This is a genomic window from Stenotrophomonas cyclobalanopsidis (assembly GCF_008710035.1).
In the GTDB taxonomy this organism is placed as follows: domain Bacteria; phylum Pseudomonadota; class Gammaproteobacteria; order Xanthomonadales; family Xanthomonadaceae; genus Stenotrophomonas; species Stenotrophomonas cyclobalanopsidis.
In genome coordinates this window covers 98,068-116,267 of record NZ_VYKI01000013.1, presented here as the reverse complement: position 1 = coordinate 116,267, position 18,200 = coordinate 98,068, and the positions used below count along the sequence as shown (strand labels likewise).

At 67.5% G+C, this 18,200-nt stretch carries 16 protein-coding genes and 1 pseudogene; 9 read left to right on the top strand and 8 right to left on the bottom strand.

Features of this window, described 5'->3' with window-relative positions; all coding sequences use genetic code 11:
* Positions 1-169 precede the first annotated feature (169 nt).
* Positions 170-1,117: a DMT family transporter gene (locus tag FJU31_RS11930; protein ID WP_150454936.1), complete on the bottom strand. Its 948-nt coding sequence runs from the start codon at positions 1,115-1,117 to the stop codon at positions 170-172.
* Positions 1,118-1,196: 79 nt separating this feature from the next.
* Between FJU31_RS11930 and FJU31_RS11925 the strand changes: the two genes are divergently transcribed.
* The gene (locus FJU31_RS11925) at positions 1,197-1,808 is read left to right on the top strand and encodes a Pr6Pr family membrane protein (RefSeq protein WP_150454935.1); all 612 of its coding nucleotides are present in this window, start codon (positions 1,197-1,199) and stop codon (positions 1,806-1,808) included.
* On the opposite strand, the gene FJU31_RS11920 is transcribed toward FJU31_RS11925, so the two are convergent.
* Positions 1,729-2,592 carry a DUF72 domain-containing protein gene (locus tag FJU31_RS11920; protein ID WP_150454934.1) on the bottom strand — a complete coding sequence of 288 codons (864 nt, stop codon included), beginning with the start codon at positions 2,590-2,592 and terminating at the stop codon, positions 1,729-1,731. The two genes, FJU31_RS11925 and FJU31_RS11920, sit on opposite strands and share 80 nt — an antisense overlap.
* Before the next feature lie 244 nt (positions 2,593-2,836).
* Between FJU31_RS11920 and FJU31_RS11915 the strand changes: the two genes are divergently transcribed.
* The 4 genes from FJU31_RS11915 (at position 2,837) to agp (ending at position 8,263) form a co-directional block, all read left to right on the top strand.
* The gene (locus FJU31_RS11915) at positions 2,837-4,411 is read left to right on the top strand and encodes a serine hydrolase (protein WP_150454933.1); all 1,575 of its coding nucleotides are present in this window, start codon (positions 2,837-2,839) and stop codon (positions 4,409-4,411) included.
* Positions 4,412-4,495: 84 nt separating this feature from the next.
* Positions 4,496-6,328 carry a multidrug efflux ABC transporter SmrA gene (gene smrA / locus FJU31_RS11910; protein ID WP_150454932.1) on the top strand — a complete coding sequence of 611 codons (1,833 nt, stop codon included), beginning with the start codon at positions 4,496-4,498 and terminating at the stop codon, positions 6,326-6,328.
* Between the two features lie 72 nt (positions 6,329-6,400).
* The gene (locus FJU31_RS11905; protein ID WP_150454931.1) at positions 6,401-6,997 is read left to right on the top strand and encodes a hypothetical protein; all 597 of its coding nucleotides are present in this window, start codon (positions 6,401-6,403) and stop codon (positions 6,995-6,997) included.
* Positions 6,998-7,042: 45 nt separating this feature from the next.
* Positions 7,043-8,263 carry a bifunctional glucose-1-phosphatase/inositol phosphatase gene (gene agp, locus FJU31_RS11900; RefSeq protein ID WP_150454930.1) on the top strand — a complete coding sequence of 407 codons (1,221 nt, stop codon included), beginning with the start codon at positions 7,043-7,045 and terminating at the stop codon, positions 8,261-8,263.
* A 103-nt stretch (positions 8,264-8,366) separates the two neighbouring features.
* Here agp and FJU31_RS11895 read toward each other — a convergent pair whose 3' ends face one another.
* Positions 8,367-10,175, bottom strand: coding sequence for a DUF885 domain-containing protein (locus FJU31_RS11895; RefSeq protein WP_150454929.1), 1,809 nt, complete (start codon positions 10,173-10,175; stop codon positions 8,367-8,369).
* Positions 10,176-10,292: 117 nt separating this feature from the next.
* Between FJU31_RS11895 and FJU31_RS11890 the strand changes: the two are divergent.
* A pseudogene (locus tag FJU31_RS11890) lies at positions 10,293-11,105 on the top strand (DUF4349 domain-containing protein).
* Positions 11,106-11,184: 79 nt separating this feature from the next.
* Here FJU31_RS11890 and FJU31_RS11885 read toward each other — a convergent pair.
* Both FJU31_RS11885 and FJU31_RS11880 read right to left on the bottom strand, forming a co-directional pair.
* Complete coding sequence (locus FJU31_RS11885; protein ID WP_150454928.1) at positions 11,185-11,478, bottom strand: hypothetical protein; 294 nt, start codon at positions 11,476-11,478, stop codon at positions 11,185-11,187.
* Between the two features lie 68 nt (positions 11,479-11,546).
* Entirely contained in the window at positions 11,547-12,491 is a 945-nt protein-coding gene (locus FJU31_RS11880; RefSeq protein ID WP_150454927.1) for a LysR substrate-binding domain-containing protein, read from the bottom strand.
* A 115-nt stretch (positions 12,492-12,606) separates the two neighbouring features.
* On the opposite strand from FJU31_RS11880, the gene FJU31_RS11875 reads away from it, so the two are divergent.
* On the top strand, positions 12,607-13,479 hold the full coding sequence (locus tag FJU31_RS11875) for a DMT family transporter (protein WP_150454926.1): 873 nt from the start codon (positions 12,607-12,609) through the stop codon (positions 13,477-13,479).
* A gap of 124 nt (positions 13,480-13,603) precedes the next feature.
* Here FJU31_RS11875 and FJU31_RS11870 read toward each other — a convergent pair whose 3' ends face one another.
* Positions 13,604-14,503 carry a peptidylprolyl isomerase gene (locus FJU31_RS11870; RefSeq protein WP_150454925.1) on the bottom strand — a complete coding sequence of 300 codons (900 nt, stop codon included), beginning with the start codon at positions 14,501-14,503 and terminating at the stop codon, positions 13,604-13,606.
* A 136-nt stretch (positions 14,504-14,639) separates the two neighbouring features.
* On the opposite strand from FJU31_RS11870, the gene FJU31_RS11865 reads away from it, so the two are divergent.
* Both FJU31_RS11865 and FJU31_RS11860 read left to right on the top strand, forming a co-directional pair.
* Positions 14,640-15,005 (top strand): PadR family transcriptional regulator, encoded by a 366-nt coding sequence (locus FJU31_RS11865; RefSeq protein ID WP_150454924.1) that lies wholly within the window; start codon positions 14,640-14,642, stop codon positions 15,003-15,005.
* Positions 15,002-15,979, top strand: a complete 978-nt coding sequence (locus tag FJU31_RS11860) for a sensor domain-containing protein (RefSeq protein WP_150454923.1) — start codon at positions 15,002-15,004, stop codon at positions 15,977-15,979. Before FJU31_RS11865 ends, FJU31_RS11860 begins: the two co-directional genes overlap by 4 nt.
* Positions 15,980-16,110: 131 nt before the next feature.
* Here the strand turns inward: FJU31_RS11860 and FJU31_RS11855 are convergent, their stop codons facing one another.
* Together FJU31_RS11855 and FJU31_RS11850 are read right to left on the bottom strand one after the other, a co-directional pair.
* Positions 16,111-17,418, bottom strand: coding sequence for a polyhydroxyalkanoate depolymerase (locus tag FJU31_RS11855; protein WP_150454922.1), 1,308 nt, complete (start codon positions 17,416-17,418; stop codon positions 16,111-16,113).
* 93 nt (positions 17,419-17,511) lie between these two features.
* On the bottom strand, positions 17,512-18,102 hold the full coding sequence (locus FJU31_RS11850; protein ID WP_150454921.1) for a class I SAM-dependent DNA methyltransferase: 591 nt from the start codon (positions 18,100-18,102) through the stop codon (positions 17,512-17,514).
* Positions 18,103-18,200: the final 98 nt, after the last annotated feature.

The following is an 18,200-nucleotide window of genomic DNA, read 5'->3' as shown; positions in this document are numbered from 1 at the left end:
AAAACTGGCCAGGATTGCGTGGGGCGTATTCAAGAGTGGCAAGGAATTCGACCCAGCCATGCTGAAGGTAGGCCAAGCCTGCTTCCAACAGGCTTGACCACGAACATAGGATCTCGGCTCTACAAAGGCGCGCAATCGAGCATGGCTCGACTCTACAGAACCCTCCGCCTTACTCGGCGACGTTGCGCGCTTCGGCCGTGCCCAGGATCTCCGGGTGCTGCACCCGCTTGCGACGGTTCAGCAGCGGGTGCAGGAACACCGCACCGACGATGATTGCCACGCCCAGGTAGAACCACGGCGTCACTTCATGCTGTTCGCGCAGCAGCACCACCGCCAGCAGCACGGCATAGACAGGCTCCAGGTTGGTCACCAGCTGCACGGTGTAGGCGCTGAGATGACGCAGGGCGACCAGGGCCAGGGCAAACGGCAGCAGCGTGCAGACCCCCGCCAGCACCAGCAGCAGGATGCCGTCATGCAGGTTGGGCACCACCCACAGCGGGCTGGCCAGTGCCGGCAGCAGGTACGGCAGCACCGGTGCCAGCAGGGTCAGGGTGAGGGTGCCGGCACCCAGTTCCAGCGCGGTCACCGTCAGCGGGTCGGCATGGCTGACCATGCGCTTGTTGAGCGAACCGAACACCGCCACCAGCAGCGCCGACAGTGCACCGACCAGCACGCCCAGGCGCATGCCATCGGGCACGCCGCCGACCACCAGGGCCACGCCCGGCAGCACCGCCAGGCCGAAGGCGAGTTCGCGCAGCTGGAACGGCCGCTTGGCCACCCAGGGTTCGATGATGGAGGTGAACACCGGTGCCAGCGCGATGCAGGTGGCGGCCACCGAGGCATTGGCCAGCTTCACCGCACCATAGAAGGTCAGCCAGTGCAGGGCGACCAGCGCACCGATGCCGGCATAACCGGCCACCAGCGGCAGGGGCAGGGTGCGCAGCCCGCGCCAGACGCGCGGCAGCAGGGCCAGCATCGCCACCACCAGCAGCATGCGCCACCACACCAGCGGCAGGGCGGGCAGGGTAATCAGCTTGCCGAGGATGGCGGTGACACCCCACAACAGGACACAGAAATGGATCTGCCAGAGCGCTTTGCGGGTGTCGGGGGTCGTCATCCGTGTATTGTGCGGCAAGCACGGGGCGGCCGGCGATGGTGAGGGCCGCCTGCTGCATTCCGTCCACGGAGTTCCTGCCATGCCTGCCGACCGTCTGCTGCGGGGTTGGGCCGCGCTGACCGCGCTGGTCGCCGCCACATCACTGCTGCTGCAGTACCTGTTGCTGGTCAACGGCCCCGGCGGCAGCGTGGGCGTCGCCGCGGCGACGCTGCGGTTCTTCGGCTACTTCACCATCCTCAGCAACCTGGCCGTGTGCCTGGGCTGCCTGCGCCTGGCATCGGGGCGAACGCTGCGGGCGACCGCGGCGGCGCTGCTGGCGCTGTGCATCGGCGTAACCGGCCTGGTCTATGCCGTGGCCCTGCAGGGACTGTGGCACCCCACCGGGCTGCAGTGGGGGGTCGACATGGGCCTGCACTACGCCGTGCCGCTGCTGTATCTGGGCGGCTGGCTGCTGCTGTTGCCGCATGGAAGCCTGCGCTGGCGCGCGCTGGGCAGGGTGCTGCTGGCGCCGGTGGCCTACCTGGGCTGGGCGATGCTGGTGGCCGCGCTGATTGGGCAGGCTCCGTATCCCTTCCTGGAATGGCAGAGGATCGGCCCTGCCGCGTTCGCGCTCAACGTGCTGCGCGTGGCCGGCGTGTTCGTGCTGGGCTGGACGCTGCTGTGGGCGGTGGATCGCTGGCGCCGTCGCTGAGCCGCTGCAGGGCCATCGCCGCGGCGGGATTGCGTGCCTTGCCCGCGCCGATGCACAGCAGGTAGACCTCGCGTGGCTGTGGCACCGCCGGTTCGGCGAGGCAGGGCAGGTCGTCCACGGGTTCGCCGCGTGACCAGCGCCGCGCGCGCTCCGCCCAGCGCTGTTGCTGCGGACGCGGCAGGCCTTCGCGCAGGCGCGCCTGGCTGCGCTTGATCCGCGCGTAGACGAAGCTGGCGCTGACGTCGCCGTGCAGCGGGGCCTCGTCACTGTCCTCGATCACCAGAGCCACGCCATGGCGGCGCGCGGCGGTGACCAGTGCGGGGCCGTGCACCTGCGCGTTGCGCACTTCCAGCGCGTGCTGCAGCGGCACGCCCTGCAGCGTCTTCGGCAGCGCGGCCATCAGCGCTTCCAGTGCCACCGCATCGGCCGGATGCTTCGGGTCGAACTGCCACAGCAGCGGGCCCAGCCGATCACCCAGCGCCAGCGCGGCCAGCAGGAACGGCGCAGCCGCGTCCACAGTGGAGGACAGGTCGCGGCGCTGCACGAGATAGCGCGGCGCCTTCATCGAGAATCGGAAGCCGTCCGGCGTCTGCGCCGCCCACTGCGCGCACTGTGCTTCGGTGGGCGTGCGGTAGAACGTGCCGTTGATCTCGATGCAGCGCAGCGCGTGGCTGGCGTACTCGAGCTCCTCACGCTGCGGCAGGCCCTCGGGGTAGAACATGCCACCGCGCCACTCGGGGAATACCCAACCACCGATGCCGCAGCGGATCGCGGCCGGCGTCACCGGCCGTGGTCCGCGTGCCAGGGAACGTACCTGGCTGGCGCGCGCTGCCGCCAGTCGACGGCGACCCGCGCATTGCGGCAGCGCAGGCCCGGAATCATGGTGGAACCGGGACTGGATGGATCACTGTGGACCATGACACCCCTCCTATGGCACGGGGCAGGATCGGCCGGCGGCCGTTACCATCGCGCGAAACCCCGGTGACGGCCTGCACGTGGCCGCAACCCCTGTTCGGAGATGGTGCTGGATGAACAACTGGATTGGAGGCGCCGTGCTGCTGGCCTGCGCGACGATGGCGAATGCGGCCGAGACCGCGCCGACGCCGGCGCAGCTGCAGGACCTGGATGCGACCGTCGAGCGCGTGCGCGCGCAGTTCGACGTGCCCGGCGTGTCCGTGGCCGTGGTCAAGGATGGCAAGGTCGTGCTGGAACGCGGCTGGGGCGTGCGTGAGCTGGGCAAGCCGGCGCCGGTACAGGCCGATACCCTGTTCGCCATCGCCTCCAACACCAAGGCTTTCACCGCCACCTCGCTGAACCTGCTGGCCGAGGACGGCAAGCTGAAGATGGACGACAAGGTGATCGACCACCTTCCGTCTTTCCGCATGTCCGACCCGTTCGTGACCGGGCAGATGACCCTGCGCGACCTGCTCTCGCACCGCAGTGGCCTCAGCCTGGGCGCGGGCGACCTGCTGTTCTGGCCGACCACCTCCTACAGCAATGCCGAGGTGGTGCAGCGGCTTGGCCAGGTGCCGCTGAAGGGCGGTTTCCGCGAGCGTTATGCCTACGACAACATCCTCTATGCGGTCGCACAGCAGGTGATCGAGAAAGTGTCGGGCATGAGTTACCAGCAGTTCCTGCAGACCCGCATCTTCGACAAGGTGGGCATGGCCGGCACGCGCTACAACGCCGACCACCTGCAGGCCGGCGACAACGCGGCGATCGGCCACGCGAAGTACGATTTCAAGGATCTGCGCACCGTTGCGCCGCTGACCTGGTCGAACAACGCCGGGGCCGGCGGCATCTATTCCAGCGCGCATGACATGGCGCGCTGGATGCAGGTGCAGCTGGCCGAGGGCGCGCTGGCCGACGGCACGCCGCTGTTCAGTGCCAAGACCCAGAAAGAGATGTGGCAGATGATCACGCCGCAGGCGATCGCCGCACCGAGCGTGCCCGAGCTGGAGCCGGCGCGCGCCAACTTCGCCGGCTATGGCGAAGGCTGGAGCCTGAGCGACTACCGCGGGCAGAAGCTGGTCTGGCACACCGGCGGCTGGCCGGGCATGGTCTCGCGGCTGACTCTGGTCCCCGGGCAGAAGTTGGGCGTGGTGGTGCTGACCAACCAGGAATCGGGCGCGGCGTTCAATGCCATCACCCTGAGCGTGCTCGATGCCTACCTGGGCGGCGAGAAGCATGACTGGGTCGATGCCTACGCCAAGGGCGTGGCCAAGGGCCAGCACAAGGCCGATGAAGCCTGGGCCAAGCACCAGGCCGAGCGTGCCAAGCGCAGCACGCCGTCGCTGCCGCTGGCCGCCTATGCCGCCACCTACCGCGACCGCTGGTATGGCGACATGGTGGTGTCGGCCGAAGGCGAGGGCCTGCGCCTGCGCTTTGCCAAAACCGCGCAGCTGAGCGGCCGCCTGGAACACTGGCAGCACGACACCTTCATCGTGCGCTGGGATGACCGCTCGCTCAACGCCGATGCGTTCGTGAACTTCAGCCTGGACCCGGACGGCAAGGTGCGCGAGGTGCGCATGCAGTCGATCTCGGACCTGACCGATTTCAGCTTCGATTTCCAGGACCTGCTGTTCACCCCGGTCACTCCGTAACGGTAGCGCCGGGCCATGCCCGGCGAACGCCGGGAACACACCGTCCATGGGATAATCGCCGCGCTGATCTGGCGAGGGAATGTGATGTTTCGTTGGTTTGAATCCCTGATTCCGGTGTTTCCGCCCGTGGACGGCCGCATGCCGCCGCAGAAGGTGCTGCCGTTCTACCTGCACTACCTGCGCCCGGTGTGGCCGGTGCTGCTGGCCACCCTCATCGCCGGCCTGCTGCTGGCGCTGGTGGAAGTGGCGATGTTCGATTACCTGGGCCGCATCGTCGACATGGTCGCCGAGCAGCCCGGTGCCGGTTTCTTCCAGCGCCACGCCAACGAGCTGGGCTGGATGCTGTTCATCACGGTCATCGCGCGGCCGATCCTGGTCGGCCTGCACAACCTGCTGGTCAACCAGGCCATCGTGCCGGGCCTGAGCAACCGCTCGCGCTGGCTGATGCACAACTACGTGGTGCGGCAGAGCCTGAGTTTCTTCCAGAACGATTTTGCCGGCAGTGTCGCCAACCGGGTGATGCAGACCGGTACGTCACTGCGCGAATCGGCGGTGCAGATGGTCGATTCGCTCTGGTACATCGTGGTCTACACCGGCACCGCGCTGTACCTGTTCGCGCAGGCCGACTGGCGCCTGATGGTGCCGCTGATCCTGTGGCTGCTGGCCTACGCGGTGATCCTGGCCTACTTCGTGCCGCGCGCGAAGCAGCGGGCATGGATCGCCTCGGAGGCACGTTCCAAGGCCATGGGCCGCATCGTCGATGGCTACACCAACATCCCGACGTTGAAGCTGTTCGCCCATGGCGGCCGAGAGCAGGCCTACGTGGCCGAGTCGATCCAGGAACTGGCGGTCAAGCATCGCGCGCAGACCCGCATCACCACCGGCATGGACCTGACCATCGCCATCGTCAACGGCTTCCTGATCGCCGGCACCTGCGGCCTGGCGCTGTGGCTGTGGAACGGCGGGCACATCACGGTGGGCGCGATCACCCTTGCCACCGGCCTGGTCATCCGCATCCACAACATGTCCGGCTGGATCATGTGGACCATCAACGGCATCTTCGAGGACATCGGCACGGTGCAGGATGGCATCACCACCATCGCCCAGCCGCTGACCGTGCAGGACCGCGAGGACGCCGTGCCGCTGCAGGTGGCCCACGGCGGCGTGCACTTCCAGGACATCCACTTCCATTACGGCAAGAAGGGCGGCGTGATCGCCGGCCTGGACCTGGTGGTCAAGCCCGGCGAGAAGATCGGCCTGGTCGGTCCGTCCGGCGCCGGCAAGTCGACCCTGGTCAACATCCTGCTGCGCCTGTACGACCTGGAAAGCGGCCGCATCCTGATCGACGGGCAGGACATCGCCCACGTCACCCAAGAAAGCCTGCGCCAGCAGATTGGCGTCGTCACCCAGGACACCTCGCTGCTGCACCGTTCGATCCGCGACAACCTGCTGTATGGCCGTCCCGACGCCAGCGACGAGCAGTTGCGTGCGGCCGTGGCCAAGGCACGTGCAGAGGCCTTCATCGACACGCTGGTGGACGGGCAGGGGCGTCGTGGCTATGACGCACACGTCGGCGAGCGCGGCGTGAAGCTGTCCGGTGGCCAGCGCCAGCGCATCGCCATCGCCCGTGTGCTGCTGAAGGACGCACCGATCCTGGTGCTGGACGAAGCCACCTCGGCGCTGGATTCGGAAGTGGAAGCGGCGATCCAGGACAGCCTGGACGAGCTGATGGGCGGCAAGACGGTGATCGCGATCGCGCACCGCCTGTCGACCATCGCGCGCATGGACCGGCTGGTGGTGATGGACCAGGGCCGCATCGTCGAAACCGGCACCCACGCCGAGCTGATCGCCGCCGGCGGCCTTTACGCGCGCCTTTGGGCGCGGCAGACCGGTGGGTTCGTGGCGGCCGACCAATGATGGGATCGGGGTCGGATCCCTTTCCGCAGGAAAGGGCTCTGACCCCAGTCTGAGCCGGACCAAGGAGGTCTCATGAGACTCAATCCCGGACCCATGATCGTAGTCGTTATGTTTGTTGGCGCTTCGGCAATGTCTCCCGCGTTCTGCCAGCACGTAACGCCCGCCACCGACCCTGTCGTCCAGACTTTTGCAGAGAAGGAAGAGCTGACGGCGGTCGAAGCTGACAGACGCCTGCGCCTTCGAATGGCGGCCGGAGAAGAGCTTCAGAAGATCATGGAGGTCATGCCGGACAGGTTTGCAGGCAAGACGTTCACGGAGAACCCGATGGTCGTGACGGTCAGGCTGACCGGAGCTGACCCGGTGCCTTCGGCGATTGTGGATACGCGATATGGACGGCTCACCTATCATTTCGTGGTTGGTGCCGCGCATTCGCTGAACGAGCTTGAAGACGTCGTGAAATCTGGAGAGATCCAGAAGCTGTTTCCGGAGCATCAGGGACTGATGGTTGATGGGAGCCGCGGCGTCATCGTGGTTGAGTTGCCGGCAAAGGATTTTGAGAAGATTTACGAAGGCGAGGAACGTGAGGCCAGCCGCGTGCTTTCTGTTCCGATCGAACTGAGGAAGGCCAAGGCTCCGGTGAAGCTGCTCCAGGCGCCGGAGGTGCGGTAGGCCGGGGCCGCTCCCCTCCTTCCCGGCCTGTTTGTGGAGACCTGCATGACCCGATTCCTGTGTTCCCTGCTGCTGGCGCTCACGATGACCAGCACGGCCGCAGCAGCCACGCCGGCACCCGTGCGAGGCGACCGCCTCGAGCAGGTCATCCTGCTCAGCCGCCACAACCTGCGCGCGCCGCTGGTGTCCTCGGGCACGCTGGCCGAAGCGACGCCGAATACCTGGACGACGTGGGACGTTGCCGCCGGCGAGCTGACCACCAAGGGCGGCGTGCTGGAGGTGTACATGGGGCGCTACCTCGGCCAGTGGCTGCGCACGCAGCAGCTGCTGCCGGCCAGCGGCTGCCCGCAGGCCAGTGACTTCCACGCGCTGGCCAACAGCCTGCAGCGCACCCAGGCCACCGCGCAGTTCTTCATCGCCGGCGCCTTCCCCGGTTGCCACGTCACGGTGGAACAGCGTCGGCCGCTGGGCACGATCGATCCGCTGTTCGACCCGGTGATCCATCGCGGCGACGCCGGCTTCAAGCGTCGCGCCCTGCGTGCGATGCAGAAGGCCGAATCGCAGGCGCGTTTGGGCCCGGATCTGCAGGCGGTGGAGAGCGTGGTTGAACACGCGGCCTCGCCGGGCTGCATCGGACGCAGCCATTGCACGCTGCGTGCGGGCGACAGCCAGTTCCGCGCGGAAGCGGGCAGGGAGCCGGGTGCCACTGGTTCACTGGCGCTGGCCAATGGCATGGTCGATGCGCTGCTGATGGAGGATTACCAGAACGCGACGGGTACTGCGGCCGGTTGGGGCAGGCTGCACGAGGACGCGCAGTGGCAGGCCTTGGCGCGGGTCCGCAATGCTTACCAGGACATCCTGTTCGGCACGCCGGAGGTGGCGCGCGATGTGGCGGCGCCGCTGTTGTCGCACATCGCTGGCGTGTTCGCTGATCCGCAGTCGCCGAAGGTGAACCTGCTGGTCGGCCACGATTCCAACATCGGCGCCGTGCTGGCGGCGATGGGGGCCTCTGATTACACGCTGCCGGGCCAGCTGGAGAAGACGCCGATCGGCGGCCTGCTGCAGTTCGAGCGCTGGCGCGGGCAAAGCGGTGAAGCGCGTTACCGGCTGGTGTATGTCTATCCCACCCGAACGCAGTTGCGTGACGCGGTTCCATTGAGTGATGCACAGCCGCCGGGGAGGAGGGCGTTGGCCCTGCCGGGATGCGGGCAGGAGGGATGCAGTGACGTGCAGTTCGAGCGGTTGCTGCATCACGCGGTGAATTGAGTGCCATCCACGCCATGCGTGGATGAACCCATCCGGGAACGCCGAACAAAAAAACGGCCCGGGTCTTCCCGGGCCGTTCCGTTTCCATCTCACACCCGATCAATCACTCGATCGGCTGGTCCAGCATCAGCTGGCGTGCGAAGCGCACCGGCGGTGCGCCGTAGGACAGCATCTGGTCGTGGTAGGCCTTCAGGTTGAACGTGTCGCCCAGCTTTTCCTGCATCGCCTTGCGGGTGTCGAAGTGTTCCTGCGCACCGACGAAGTAGGTCGGCAGCTGCGCCGAGGTCAGCTGCGCGCGCACCCACTTGCCCGACGCTTCGCTTTCCTGCTGGAACGCGTCGTGGGTCATCAGGTGCATCGCCTTCTCGCGGTCCCAGTTGTCCACGTGCACGCCCTGGTCGAGGATCGCGTTGGAGATCGTGCGCAGGTAGAACTTCAGCTGCACCAAGTGGAACAGCGGGTCGTTGTTGAGGTAACCCTGCTCCTGCATCATGCGCTCGGTGTAGACCGCCCAGCCTTCGGCAAACAGGCCCGAACGCAGCACCGCACGCAGGGTCGAGGGGAACTTGGCCGAGTGCCAGCCTTCTAGGTAATGGCCCGGGGTGCCTTCGTGGATGCTCAGCAGGTGGATCATGCGCGAGTTGTACTCACGCAGGAACGAGTCGACCTGCTTGTCGTTCCAGTCGTCCGGAATCGGCGAGACGGCGTAGAAGGTCTTCAGGTTCTTGTCCAGCGGGCCCGGCGAATCGCAGTAGGCCACGGCCACGCCACGCTGGAATTCCGGCATCAGGATGATGTCGACCGGCGCATCGGGCAAGGTCATCAGGTCGTGTTCGCGCACGAACGCGGTGGACTGCTCCAGCGCGGCCTTGGCATCGTCGACCACCTTGTCGCGCGCCGGCTTGTCGGCGTAGGCCAGTTCCAGCGCGGCTTCGATGGCCTTCTGCTGCTGCTCGTCGGTCGGCTGCGCCGGCATCTCCGGCGCGCCCGGCTTGTCTTTCAGCACGGTCTGCGCGATGCCGTACATATCCTCGCGCACGCGCTTGAGTTCGGCGCGCGCACGCTCACCGATCTCTTGGCGCGACAACGAGGAGTTCAGCGCGAACTTCAGCTTCTGGTCGTACTTTTCAGCACCGATGCGGAAGTCACCCTTGGCGTTCGGCACCAGGGTCTTGTCCAGCCAGGTCTGCTGCTCGTCCACGGCCTTCTTCAGGCCGTCGATGGCGGCCTGCAGGCGCTGCTGGTCGGCCTGCGGCAGTTCGCCGATGTGCGGGGTGATGAAGGTATCGACGATGCTGAGGATGCCCTTGTTCTGCTTGGCCACCGTCTCGGCGTGGATCTTCGGCACGCGTGCCGGGTCGAGGTTCTCGCGGGCCTGGGCGAAGATCGCCGGCAGCTTTTCCAAGCGCGCGGTTGCCGACTTCAGGCGGTCGGGCAGCGGTGCGAATTCGCGCGCCATCAGGCCGTACAGGGCACTGCCGGCCAGGCCGTTGTAGACCTGCGGGTCCCACTTGCCGGACTGCAGCACTTCGCTGTTCCAGATTTCCGATTGCAGCTGGTTGCGCAGGATCGCCGCATCGACCTGGTTCTCGCGGCCGAGCTTGGCCACGTCGATCTTGTCCAGTTCGGCGAGCAGGCCCTTGTAGGCCGCCACGGTCTTCTGCTGGCCGGCCGCGCTCAGGTCGTCGATCTCGCTGTCATAGCGGTGGTCACCGATCTGCGTCGCGCTGACCGGGGACAGCTGCATCCAGGTGTCCAGCGCACGCTTGGACAGGTCGGCGAAGGCGGTGTCGGCCGCCGCATCGCCGGCCTGCTGGCTGGCGGCCGGGGTGGAACCGTTGGTCGGGGCGTCGGCCGGCTGGCAACCGGTCAGGGCGGCAACCAGGGCAAGGGCAAGGAGATGCGGGCGCATCGGTGTTCCTGTACGGGGATCAATCTCCGAGCATAGGCCGCGCGGGGCGCTTTGTCCCCCTGCCATAGGCTTACCATGGGCGTTGGCAGGACTCCCAGCGCCCCGGAGGGCAACCCCATGCAGGTTCAAGGAAGAAGCGTGTTTACCCGTCGCGGCGCGGCCGCAGCCGTGCTGCTTGCACTGGCACTGTCCGGCTGCGCGGCACAGGGCGACCACGCCGCTGCTGCCGGCGGCGCAAGCGCCGAAGCTGTGGCGTCACCAGAAGATGCGTTCCTGGCCTACAAGCACGATGTGCAGGTGTAGCTGGAGGCGGCTCGGATCGCAGCGCACATCCAGCAGGTCACGCAGGCCTGCCAGGGGGCGAAGTTCGGTGATTGTGCGGTACTGGAAGTCAACCAGCGCAGCGGCGAGCGCCCCAGTGGCGAGGTCAAGGTGCGCATCGCGCCGAAGGGCGTGGAGCCGTTGATCGGCCTGGCCGGTGAAGGCGGGCAAATACAGGCGCGCACGACCCGCGCCGAGGATCTGGCCCAGCAGGTGGCCGATACCGCGCTGACCAAGGCCCGGCTGGAAAAGGAACACGCGAGGCTGCTTTCCTACCAGGACCGCGAGGATCTGAAGATCGAGGAACTGATGGCGATCACCACGCGCCTGTCGGAAATCGAAGCGGGCGTGGAGCAGGCCAACAAGGATGCCGCGTAGCAGCGCCGTCGCATCGATACCCAGTTGGTGACGCTGCACTTCGACACCACGTCAGGCCAGCGCAGCCGCGGTGAGATCGGTGAGGCGCTGAGTGAATCGGGCAACATCCTCAGCCTGAGCGTCGCGTTCCTGATCCGCGCGGCGGCAGCCCTGCTGCCGGTCGCCATCGTGGCGCTGCTGGCCGGCTGGGGCATCCGCGCATGGCTGCGCAGGCGCCGCCGCAAGGCGTGATCGAACGCAGGGGGTAACGCCGGGCCATGCCCGGCGAATCTCAGTGCAGTGGTAGCGCCGGGCCATGCCCGGCGAACCCTCAGCCTTCGTCGGTCTCGTACTCGACGAACACATCCAGTTCCAACGCCAGCTCCTGCACCGCATCGCGCACCTTCTGCGCAGTGCTTTCGTTGCCGACTTCCACTTCCAGTTCGTGGATGCCCGGGCCGATGTCATCGGACAGCCCGGCGGAACTGGAATCGTCGTCGTCCATGTGCGGCATCAGGTCGTCGGTTTCCTCGACATGTTCGATGCCGTCCAGGCCCAGCAGCAGATCGCTGATGGCGCGGGTGTCGTCTTCGGTTCCGGTGATGCGCAGTCGCAGCATTGCCATGGCAGGTACACGGTGTGGGGTTGCCTGCAGCCTAGCCAGCGGCGGGCAAAGACCGGGTGAGGGTGCAGTCAGCCGACCGTGGGCGGGCGGCCGAGCAGGCTGTCGGGCAGGGCGGGAATGGGCGTGCGTTCGTCGTGCGCCTGGGTCAGCAGCCAGTCGATGAACAACCGCGCGGCCGGGCTGGGCGGCTGCGCTTCGGCATGCACCACATAGTAGGCATAGCGCGCCTTCAGTGCCGGGCCAGGCAGACGCACCACTTCATAGCGCTGCACGTAAGGCTGGGCGACGTGGGTGCGCGCCAGCACCGCGCCCATGCCGTACACCGCCGCGCGCATCGCATCGGTGCTGTCGGCAAACGTGTGCATGGACGGCAAGGGCGAGGGCGGCCGCACGCCGGCATGGCGGAACCAGTCGCGCCAGCCCTGCGGCGAGAGATCGGTCAGCAGCGGCAGCTCGGCGATGCGCGCCGGGTCCTGCAGCGCTTCCACGCCTGGCAGCGCCGGCGAGGCCACCGGGAACAGGCTGTCGTCCATCAGGTGCTGCGCATGCAGGCCGGGCCACTGGCCCAGGCCGTAGCGGATGCCCACCTCGGGGCCGTTCTCGTCGTAGCGGTCCAGGCCGCTGCCGGTGTGCAGTTCGATGCGGATGTGCGGATGCGCCTGGGTGAAGCGCGGCAGGCGTGGCAGCAGCCAGCAGTAGGACAGCGAGCGCAGCGTGGCGATGCGCAGCGGCACGCTGTCCGCATCCGGCTGCAGGTGGTGGGCCACGGCGGCAACATCGGTGAACGCGGCGCTGGCGGCGTCGGCCAGCTGCCGGCCCTCAGCGGTCAGCCGCACGCCGCGCGCGTGGCGCAGGAACAGGCGTACCTCCAGCACCTCCTCCAGGCGGCGCACGTGGTGGCTGACCGCGCTGGCGGTCAGGTGCAGTTCCAGCGCGGCCTGGGCGAAGTTCTGGTGGCGCGCGGCCACCGCGAACACGGCCAGCGCGGGGAGCAGGGAAGGGCGTAGCTGCATGTCGAGCCTCAAACCATATTTGTGGCTGGCAGCGATACTACGCGCTTGTGCAGCAGGCGTCTGCGGATGATCCTGTTGGCCCAGAAACAGCGCAGGCGCAGGACGGAGGCAGGGCATGAACGCGGTAACGCAGGTGGCAGAACGCGATTGGCGCACCCCCTTGGAATTGACCCTGCTGGGCGCGATCTGGGGCTGCTCGTTCCTGTTCATGCGCGTGGCCGTGCCCTCGTTCGGCCCGTTCGCGCTGGTTGAAGTCCGTCTGGTGCTCGGCGCGCTGGTGCTGATGCCGTTCCTGTGGCGCGCGCGTGCGCAATTCCCGCCGCGCCGGTGGCTGTGGCTGGCCCCGATCGGCCTGATCAACTCGGCGCTGCCGTTCGTGCTGTTCGCCTACTCGGCCGAGCAGGCACCGGCGGCCATCGGCGCGATCTGCAATGCGATGACCGTGCTGTTTGCTGCGCTGATCGCCTTCCTGTTCTTTGGCGAGAAGATCGGCGTGCGTCGCGCCAGTGCGCTGCTGGTCGGCTTTGCCGGTGTGGTGGTGCTGGCCACGGCCAAGGTGTCGGGCCTGAGCATCGGCACGGCCGTGCTGGCCGGCGCTGCGGCCTCGCTGCTGTACGGGCTGGGCGTGAACCTGGTGAAGCGGCACATGACCGGCCTGCCGTCGGCCGCTGCCGCTGCAGCGACGCTGGGCTGCGCCTCGTTGTGGATGCTGCCGATGGCGGTGACCCACTGGCCGCAGGCCGCGATCCCGGGCAAGGCCTGGGGCGCGGCGATCGCACTGGGCGTGGCCTGCACCGGCTTGGCGTTCCTGATGTTCTACCGCCTGATCGGCCGCATCGGCCCCTCGCGCGCGTCGACGGTGACCTATCTGATTCCGCTGTTCGGCGCGGCGTTCGCGTGGTTGTTCCTGGGCGAGCCGGTGACCCTGCAGATGCTGATTGCCGGCGGCCTGATTCTCGGCAGCGTGGCCGTCAGCCAGAAGGGCTGAGCGTGGCAGCGCCGGGCCATGCCCGGCTCCCTGGTAGATCCACGCCATGCGTGGATGCTTTCCGCTTCGCTCGCCGGGAATGGCCCGGCGCTACCTCACCGATTCCGCCGGGCATGGCCCGGCGCTACCGCACCGGCACCGGAATGTTGCACAGGTCGATGTGCCCGGCCGGGCGCTTGTAGAAATCATCCACGCGGTTGCGCCGCGCCTCTACCGTATCGGCGAAGCTCTTCGAATCGGTGCGCAGCACCTGGATCGGCGTGCGCTCTGCGGCCGGCACATCGCTGGCGCGACGGATCGAGACGATCGGCGTGCGCAGCTTCGGGTCTTCATAGAAACCCATCGGCGCCGGCCCGCGCGGAATCGCGCTGAGCAGCTCCATGCCCTTCAGCACGCGGCCGACCACGGTGATGTTGCGGTCCAGCTGGCGCGGCGATTGCCCGGTCACCACGTACAGCTCGGCGCCGATGCTGCTGTCTTCCTCGTTGCTGCGGCCGGCACCGAGCATGCCGTAGCAGTGCGCCAGCCAGGCCTTGCCGGCCTGCGGGTCCTGGCCTACCGGGAAGCCATCGACGAACCCGGTCTGCGCCGCCCAGCCATCGCGGTCGGGCAGCACGCTCACCTTCAGGCCGGCGCTGGCACGTTCGAATTCGACCGGCAGCTTGCGCGCGGCACTGCCGAACGGTTTGGCCTTGGCCGCGTCATCAGCGTCGGCATCGCCGAACTGCACCACGAAGTTGTCCTGCGACCGGTAGATGCTGGTGCCGTCCCAGAAGTGCTCGTGGGCGAACGTCTGGATGTTGGCCACATGGCGCGGGGCGAACTGCGGCGCCAGCTCTATGATCACCCGTCCGGCCGGCAGGTCCATGTACAGCAGGTTGGCCGGGTCCGGCGTGCGCCAGTCGCTGGCCGCCGACGCATCGAGGATCTGCTGCGGGCTGCGGTATGGCGTGGCCGCGCTGGACAGGGCGGGCAGCAGGCAGGCGAGGGCAAGGGCGGACAGGGCGAGACGAGGGCGCGACATGGAATCCCCGGAACATGAACGAGGCTTCGATTCTGCGCGAGCAGCGCGTCGACGCCAACCAGCAGGGTGACTAACGACACATTCGCTATACCGGACTTCGCACTACTGTTTACTCCAACATAGTGGAGGGGCGGTCATGAGCGAGGACGACGTCCACCTGAAGAAGTTCCAGAAGGAGCTCAGTGCCGGAACCGTGTCGCTGGCCCTGCTGGCGGTGCTGGCCCGGGCCGGGGAGCCGCTGTATGGCTACCTGATCGCCAAGGAGCTGGAGCGCGTGGGTGAGGGCGTGCTGAGCGGCAAGCAGAGCGCGCTGTACCCGGTGCTGCGCAACCTGGAGGGGGCCGGCCTGCTGGAAAGCCATGTCGAGCCGTCCAGCAGTGGCCCGCCGCGCCGCTACTACCGCATCAATGAACGTGGCCACCGGGTGCTGGCGCAGTGGCGCCAGGCCTGGCAGGCCACCCGCGATTCCGTCGATTCCGTGTTGGAGGGGGTACCGCAATGAACGAGCAGAACCTGGCAGGCAGTGGCCTGCCCACCACGATCGCGCAGTACCTGGCACAGCTGCGCGCGGCCCTGCAGGGTGCCGATCCGGCGATGGTGCAGGACGCCCTGTACGACGCCGAGGAGTACCTGCGCTCCGAACTGGCCGCGCAGCCGGGCCGCAGCGAGGCCGAGGTGATCGCCGACGTGGCCGGCAGCTACGGGGCGCCGGAGGAAGTGGCGGAAATCTATCGCGAGACCGAGGTGACGGTGAACCGCGCGCTGCGCACGCCGCGCGCCGACACCGGCCCGGTGCTGCGCGCCGCCGCCGAGGCCATTGGCGGCGCACCGGCCGCGTCGACCCCCGTGCCGGTGCCGCGCTCGCTGATGGCGCGCTTCTTTGGCGTGGTGACCGATCCGCATACCTATGGCGCTCTGTTCTACATGCTGCTGTCGCTGGCCACGGGCATCTTCTTCTTCACCTGGGTGGTAACCGGGCTGTCGCTGTCGCTGGGCCTGATGATCCTGATCATCGGCATCCCGCTGACGGTGCTGTTCTTCGGCTCGGTGCGCGGGCTGGCGCTGCTGGAAGGGCGGCTGGTGGAAGCGCTGCTGGGCGAACGCATGCCGCGCCGGCCGCAGTACACCGACCGCAGCCGCACCTGGCTGCAGCGCATCGGCGACATGTTCACTGATGGCCGCACCTGGCTGACGCTGCTGTACTTCCTGCTGATGCTGCCGCTGGGCATCGTCTACTTCACCATCGCGGTGACCCTGCTGGCGGTGTCGCTGGCCTTCATCTGGTCGCCGGTGGCGGCGCTGTTCGACTCGACCGCGCCGAGCATCTACATCGATGGCACCAACGTGCTGCCGCTGGCGTTCACGCCGGTGCTGGCGGTGGTGGGTGCGCTGCTGCTGCTGCTGACGATGCACCTGGCCCGCGGCATCGGCAAGCTGCATGGTCTGCTGGCCAAGAACCTGCTGGTGCGGCTGTAACAGGCCGGGGGGAATCCTGCAGTGGTAGGTGCCAACCTTGGTTGGCACGATGCCGCCGGCATCGGGGTCCACGGAAGAGCGCCAACCAAGGTTGGCCTCTACCCGGAGCAGGCCGACCCCACGGCGGGGTCTTACCCCGCCTTGCGCCGCAACGGGGTGACGTTGCTCTTCTTCTTCGTGGCCTTGGCGGCCGGTGCTTCGGCATGGGCGGCGAAGAAATCGCGCACCTTCGGGTACACCACTTCGCGCCAGCGGCGGCCGCTGAAGATGCCGTAGTGGCCGGCGCCTTCGACGATGAAATGTTCGCGGCGGTCGGCCGCGATGCCGGTGCACAGCGCCTGCGCGGCTTCGGTCTGGCCGAGGCCGGCGATGTCATCCAGCTCGCCTTCGATGCTCAGCAGCGCGGTATCGCGGATGGCCGACGGGTCGACCTTCTCGCCATTGACCACCCACTCGCCACGCGGCAGCAGGAAGTCCTGGAACACCACCGAAATGGTGTCGAGGTAGTACTTGGCCGGCATGTCCAGCACCGCGTTGTACTCGTCGTAGAACGTGCGGTGCGCGTCGGCGTCTTCCAGGTCGCCCTTGACCAGGTCGGTGTAGAAATCCCAGTGCGAACTGAAGTGGCGGCTGGGGTTCATCGACAGGAAGCCGGCGTGCTGCAGGAAGCCCGGATACACGCGGCGGCCGGCGCCGGGGTAGCTGGCCGGCACGGTGTGGATGACGTTGTTCTCGAACCACGACAGCGGGTTCTGCGTGGCCAGGTTGTTCACTGCGGTCGGGCTGCAGCGCGCATCGATCGGGCCTCCCATCATCACCAGAGAACGCGGGGTCGGCTCGCCACGGCTGGCCATCAGCGAAACCGCGGCCAGCACCGGCACCGTCGGCTGGCACACGCTCACCACGTGCAGGCGTTCGACGCCAAGGTGGCGGATGAATTCCTGGATGTAGGCGATGTAGTCGTCCAGCCCGAACTCACCTTCGCTGGCCGGCACCATGCGCGCATCCACCCAGTCGGTGACGTACACGCGGTGGTCGCGCAGCAGCGTGCGCACGGTATCGCGCAGCAGCGTGGCGTGGTGGCCCGACAGGGGCGCCACCACCAGCACGAACGGCTGGTTGAGCATCGTGTGCAGCTGGTCGGCTTCGTTGCTGTGGCGCTTGAAGCGCAGCAGCTTGCAGAACGGCTTGCTCACTTCCTCGTGCACGACGATCGGCACGCGCTCGCCTTCGACGTCGATTTCGTTGATGCCCCATTCGGGCTTCTCGTAATCCTTGCCGATGCGATGGAAGAGTTCATTGACCGCCGCCAAGCGATCAGCGCCGGGCATCTGCGACCACCAGTGGCCCTGGTTGGCGAAGAACCTGGCGTTGGCCTGGGCCTGGTGCACCCAGGGGGCGAGCAGGTTGCGGGTCAGTTCGTGTAGTTGATAGAGCATGACGACCGAATATGTATGGTCATATGTTGCCGCGCAGCATATCCCATCCGGGCGTCCCACAGGTTAAGTGGGGCAAAAATAATGAATCCGGATTCACATCTTTTCCAGGGCGGCGGCCTCGCTGGCCAGACCCGGGCCCAGCCACAGGTGTGAACCAACGGCCTGCAGGCCCTGGCGGGCCAGCTCGCGGCGGTACCAGCGCGCCGGCCGGGCCTGGAAGCCCTCGTGGTCGCCGTCGAACGCATCCTCGGCCGCGAAGGTCTCCAGGAAGGCCACCCCGGCGGTCAGCTCGCCCACGCCGGACAGGCCAGCGCGCAGTTCGCGGTCGGGCACGTAGTGCATCACGTCCGAGCACACCAGCAGGTCGACCGGGGCACAGGGCCGCAGCCAGGCGAAATCGCCGAAGCTGGCCATGTGCAGGTTGCGGGTGCGGCCGTAACGGCGCACAGCGTACTCGCTGCTGTCGAAGCCGAGGTATTGGACCTTCGGACGCAGCTTCAGCAGCGGCGCGCGCCAGGCGCCTTCGCCGCAGCCGATGTCGAGCACGCTGCGCACCGGCCGCTCCAGGTAGTACTCGGCGGTGGCCACGGCCAGGGCGACCTTGCGCGCCAGGCGGGCGCTGCCGCCGATATCGGCACGGCGGTACCAGCGTTGGAAATAGGCGGCGTCGTAGGTCTTGTCCATGGGGCAGGGCACGTAGAGGGTGAAAACGGCGCCTATCGTAAGGCGTCGCGGCCATGGCGCGGCAATTGGCCGCGGCATCCACCCACGGGGTGGCTCTA

Bases quoted from the DNA above. Each gene is read 5' to 3' on its own strand.
- agp (WP_150454930.1), top strand. From the start codon at position 7,043: ATGACCCGATTCCTGTGTTCCCTGCTGCTGGCGCTCACGATGACCAGC.
- FJU31_RS11870 (WP_150454925.1), bottom strand. From the start codon at position 14,503: ATGTCGCGCCCTCGTCTCGCCCTGTCCGCCCTTGCCCTCGCCTGCCTG.
- FJU31_RS11880 (WP_150454927.1), bottom strand. From the start codon at position 12,491: ATGCAGCTACGCCCTTCCCTGCTCCCCGCGCTGGCCGTGTTCGCGGTG.
- FJU31_RS11865 (WP_150454924.1), top strand. From the start codon at position 14,640: ATGAGCGAGGACGACGTCCACCTGAAGAAGTTCCAGAAGGAGCTCAGT.
- FJU31_RS11850 (WP_150454921.1), bottom strand. From the start codon at position 18,102: ATGGACAAGACCTACGACGCCGCCTATTTCCAACGCTGGTACCGCCGT.
- FJU31_RS11895 (WP_150454929.1), bottom strand. From the start codon at position 10,175: ATGCGCCCGCATCTCCTTGCCCTTGCCCTGGTTGCCGCCCTGACCGGT.
- smrA (WP_150454932.1), top strand. From the start codon at position 4,496: ATGTTTCGTTGGTTTGAATCCCTGATTCCGGTGTTTCCGCCCGTGGAC.
- FJU31_RS11855 (WP_150454922.1), bottom strand. From the start codon at position 17,418: ATGCTCTATCAACTACACGAACTGACCCGCAACCTGCTCGCCCCCTGG.
- FJU31_RS11930 (WP_150454936.1), bottom strand. From the start codon at position 1,117: ATGACGACCCCCGACACCCGCAAAGCGCTCTGGCAGATCCATTTCTGT.
- FJU31_RS11915 (WP_150454933.1), top strand. From the start codon at position 2,837: ATGAACAACTGGATTGGAGGCGCCGTGCTGCTGGCCTGCGCGACGATG.
- FJU31_RS11885 (WP_150454928.1), bottom strand. From the start codon at position 11,478: ATGGCAATGCTGCGACTGCGCATCACCGGAACCGAAGACGACACCCGC.
- FJU31_RS11905 (WP_150454931.1), top strand. From the start codon at position 6,401: ATGAGACTCAATCCCGGACCCATGATCGTAGTCGTTATGTTTGTTGGC.
- FJU31_RS11875 (WP_150454926.1), top strand. From the start codon at position 12,607: ATGAACGCGGTAACGCAGGTGGCAGAACGCGATTGGCGCACCCCCTTG.
- FJU31_RS11925 (WP_150454935.1), top strand. From the start codon at position 1,197: ATGCCTGCCGACCGTCTGCTGCGGGGTTGGGCCGCGCTGACCGCGCTG.
- FJU31_RS11860 (WP_150454923.1), top strand. From the start codon at position 15,002: ATGAACGAGCAGAACCTGGCAGGCAGTGGCCTGCCCACCACGATCGCG.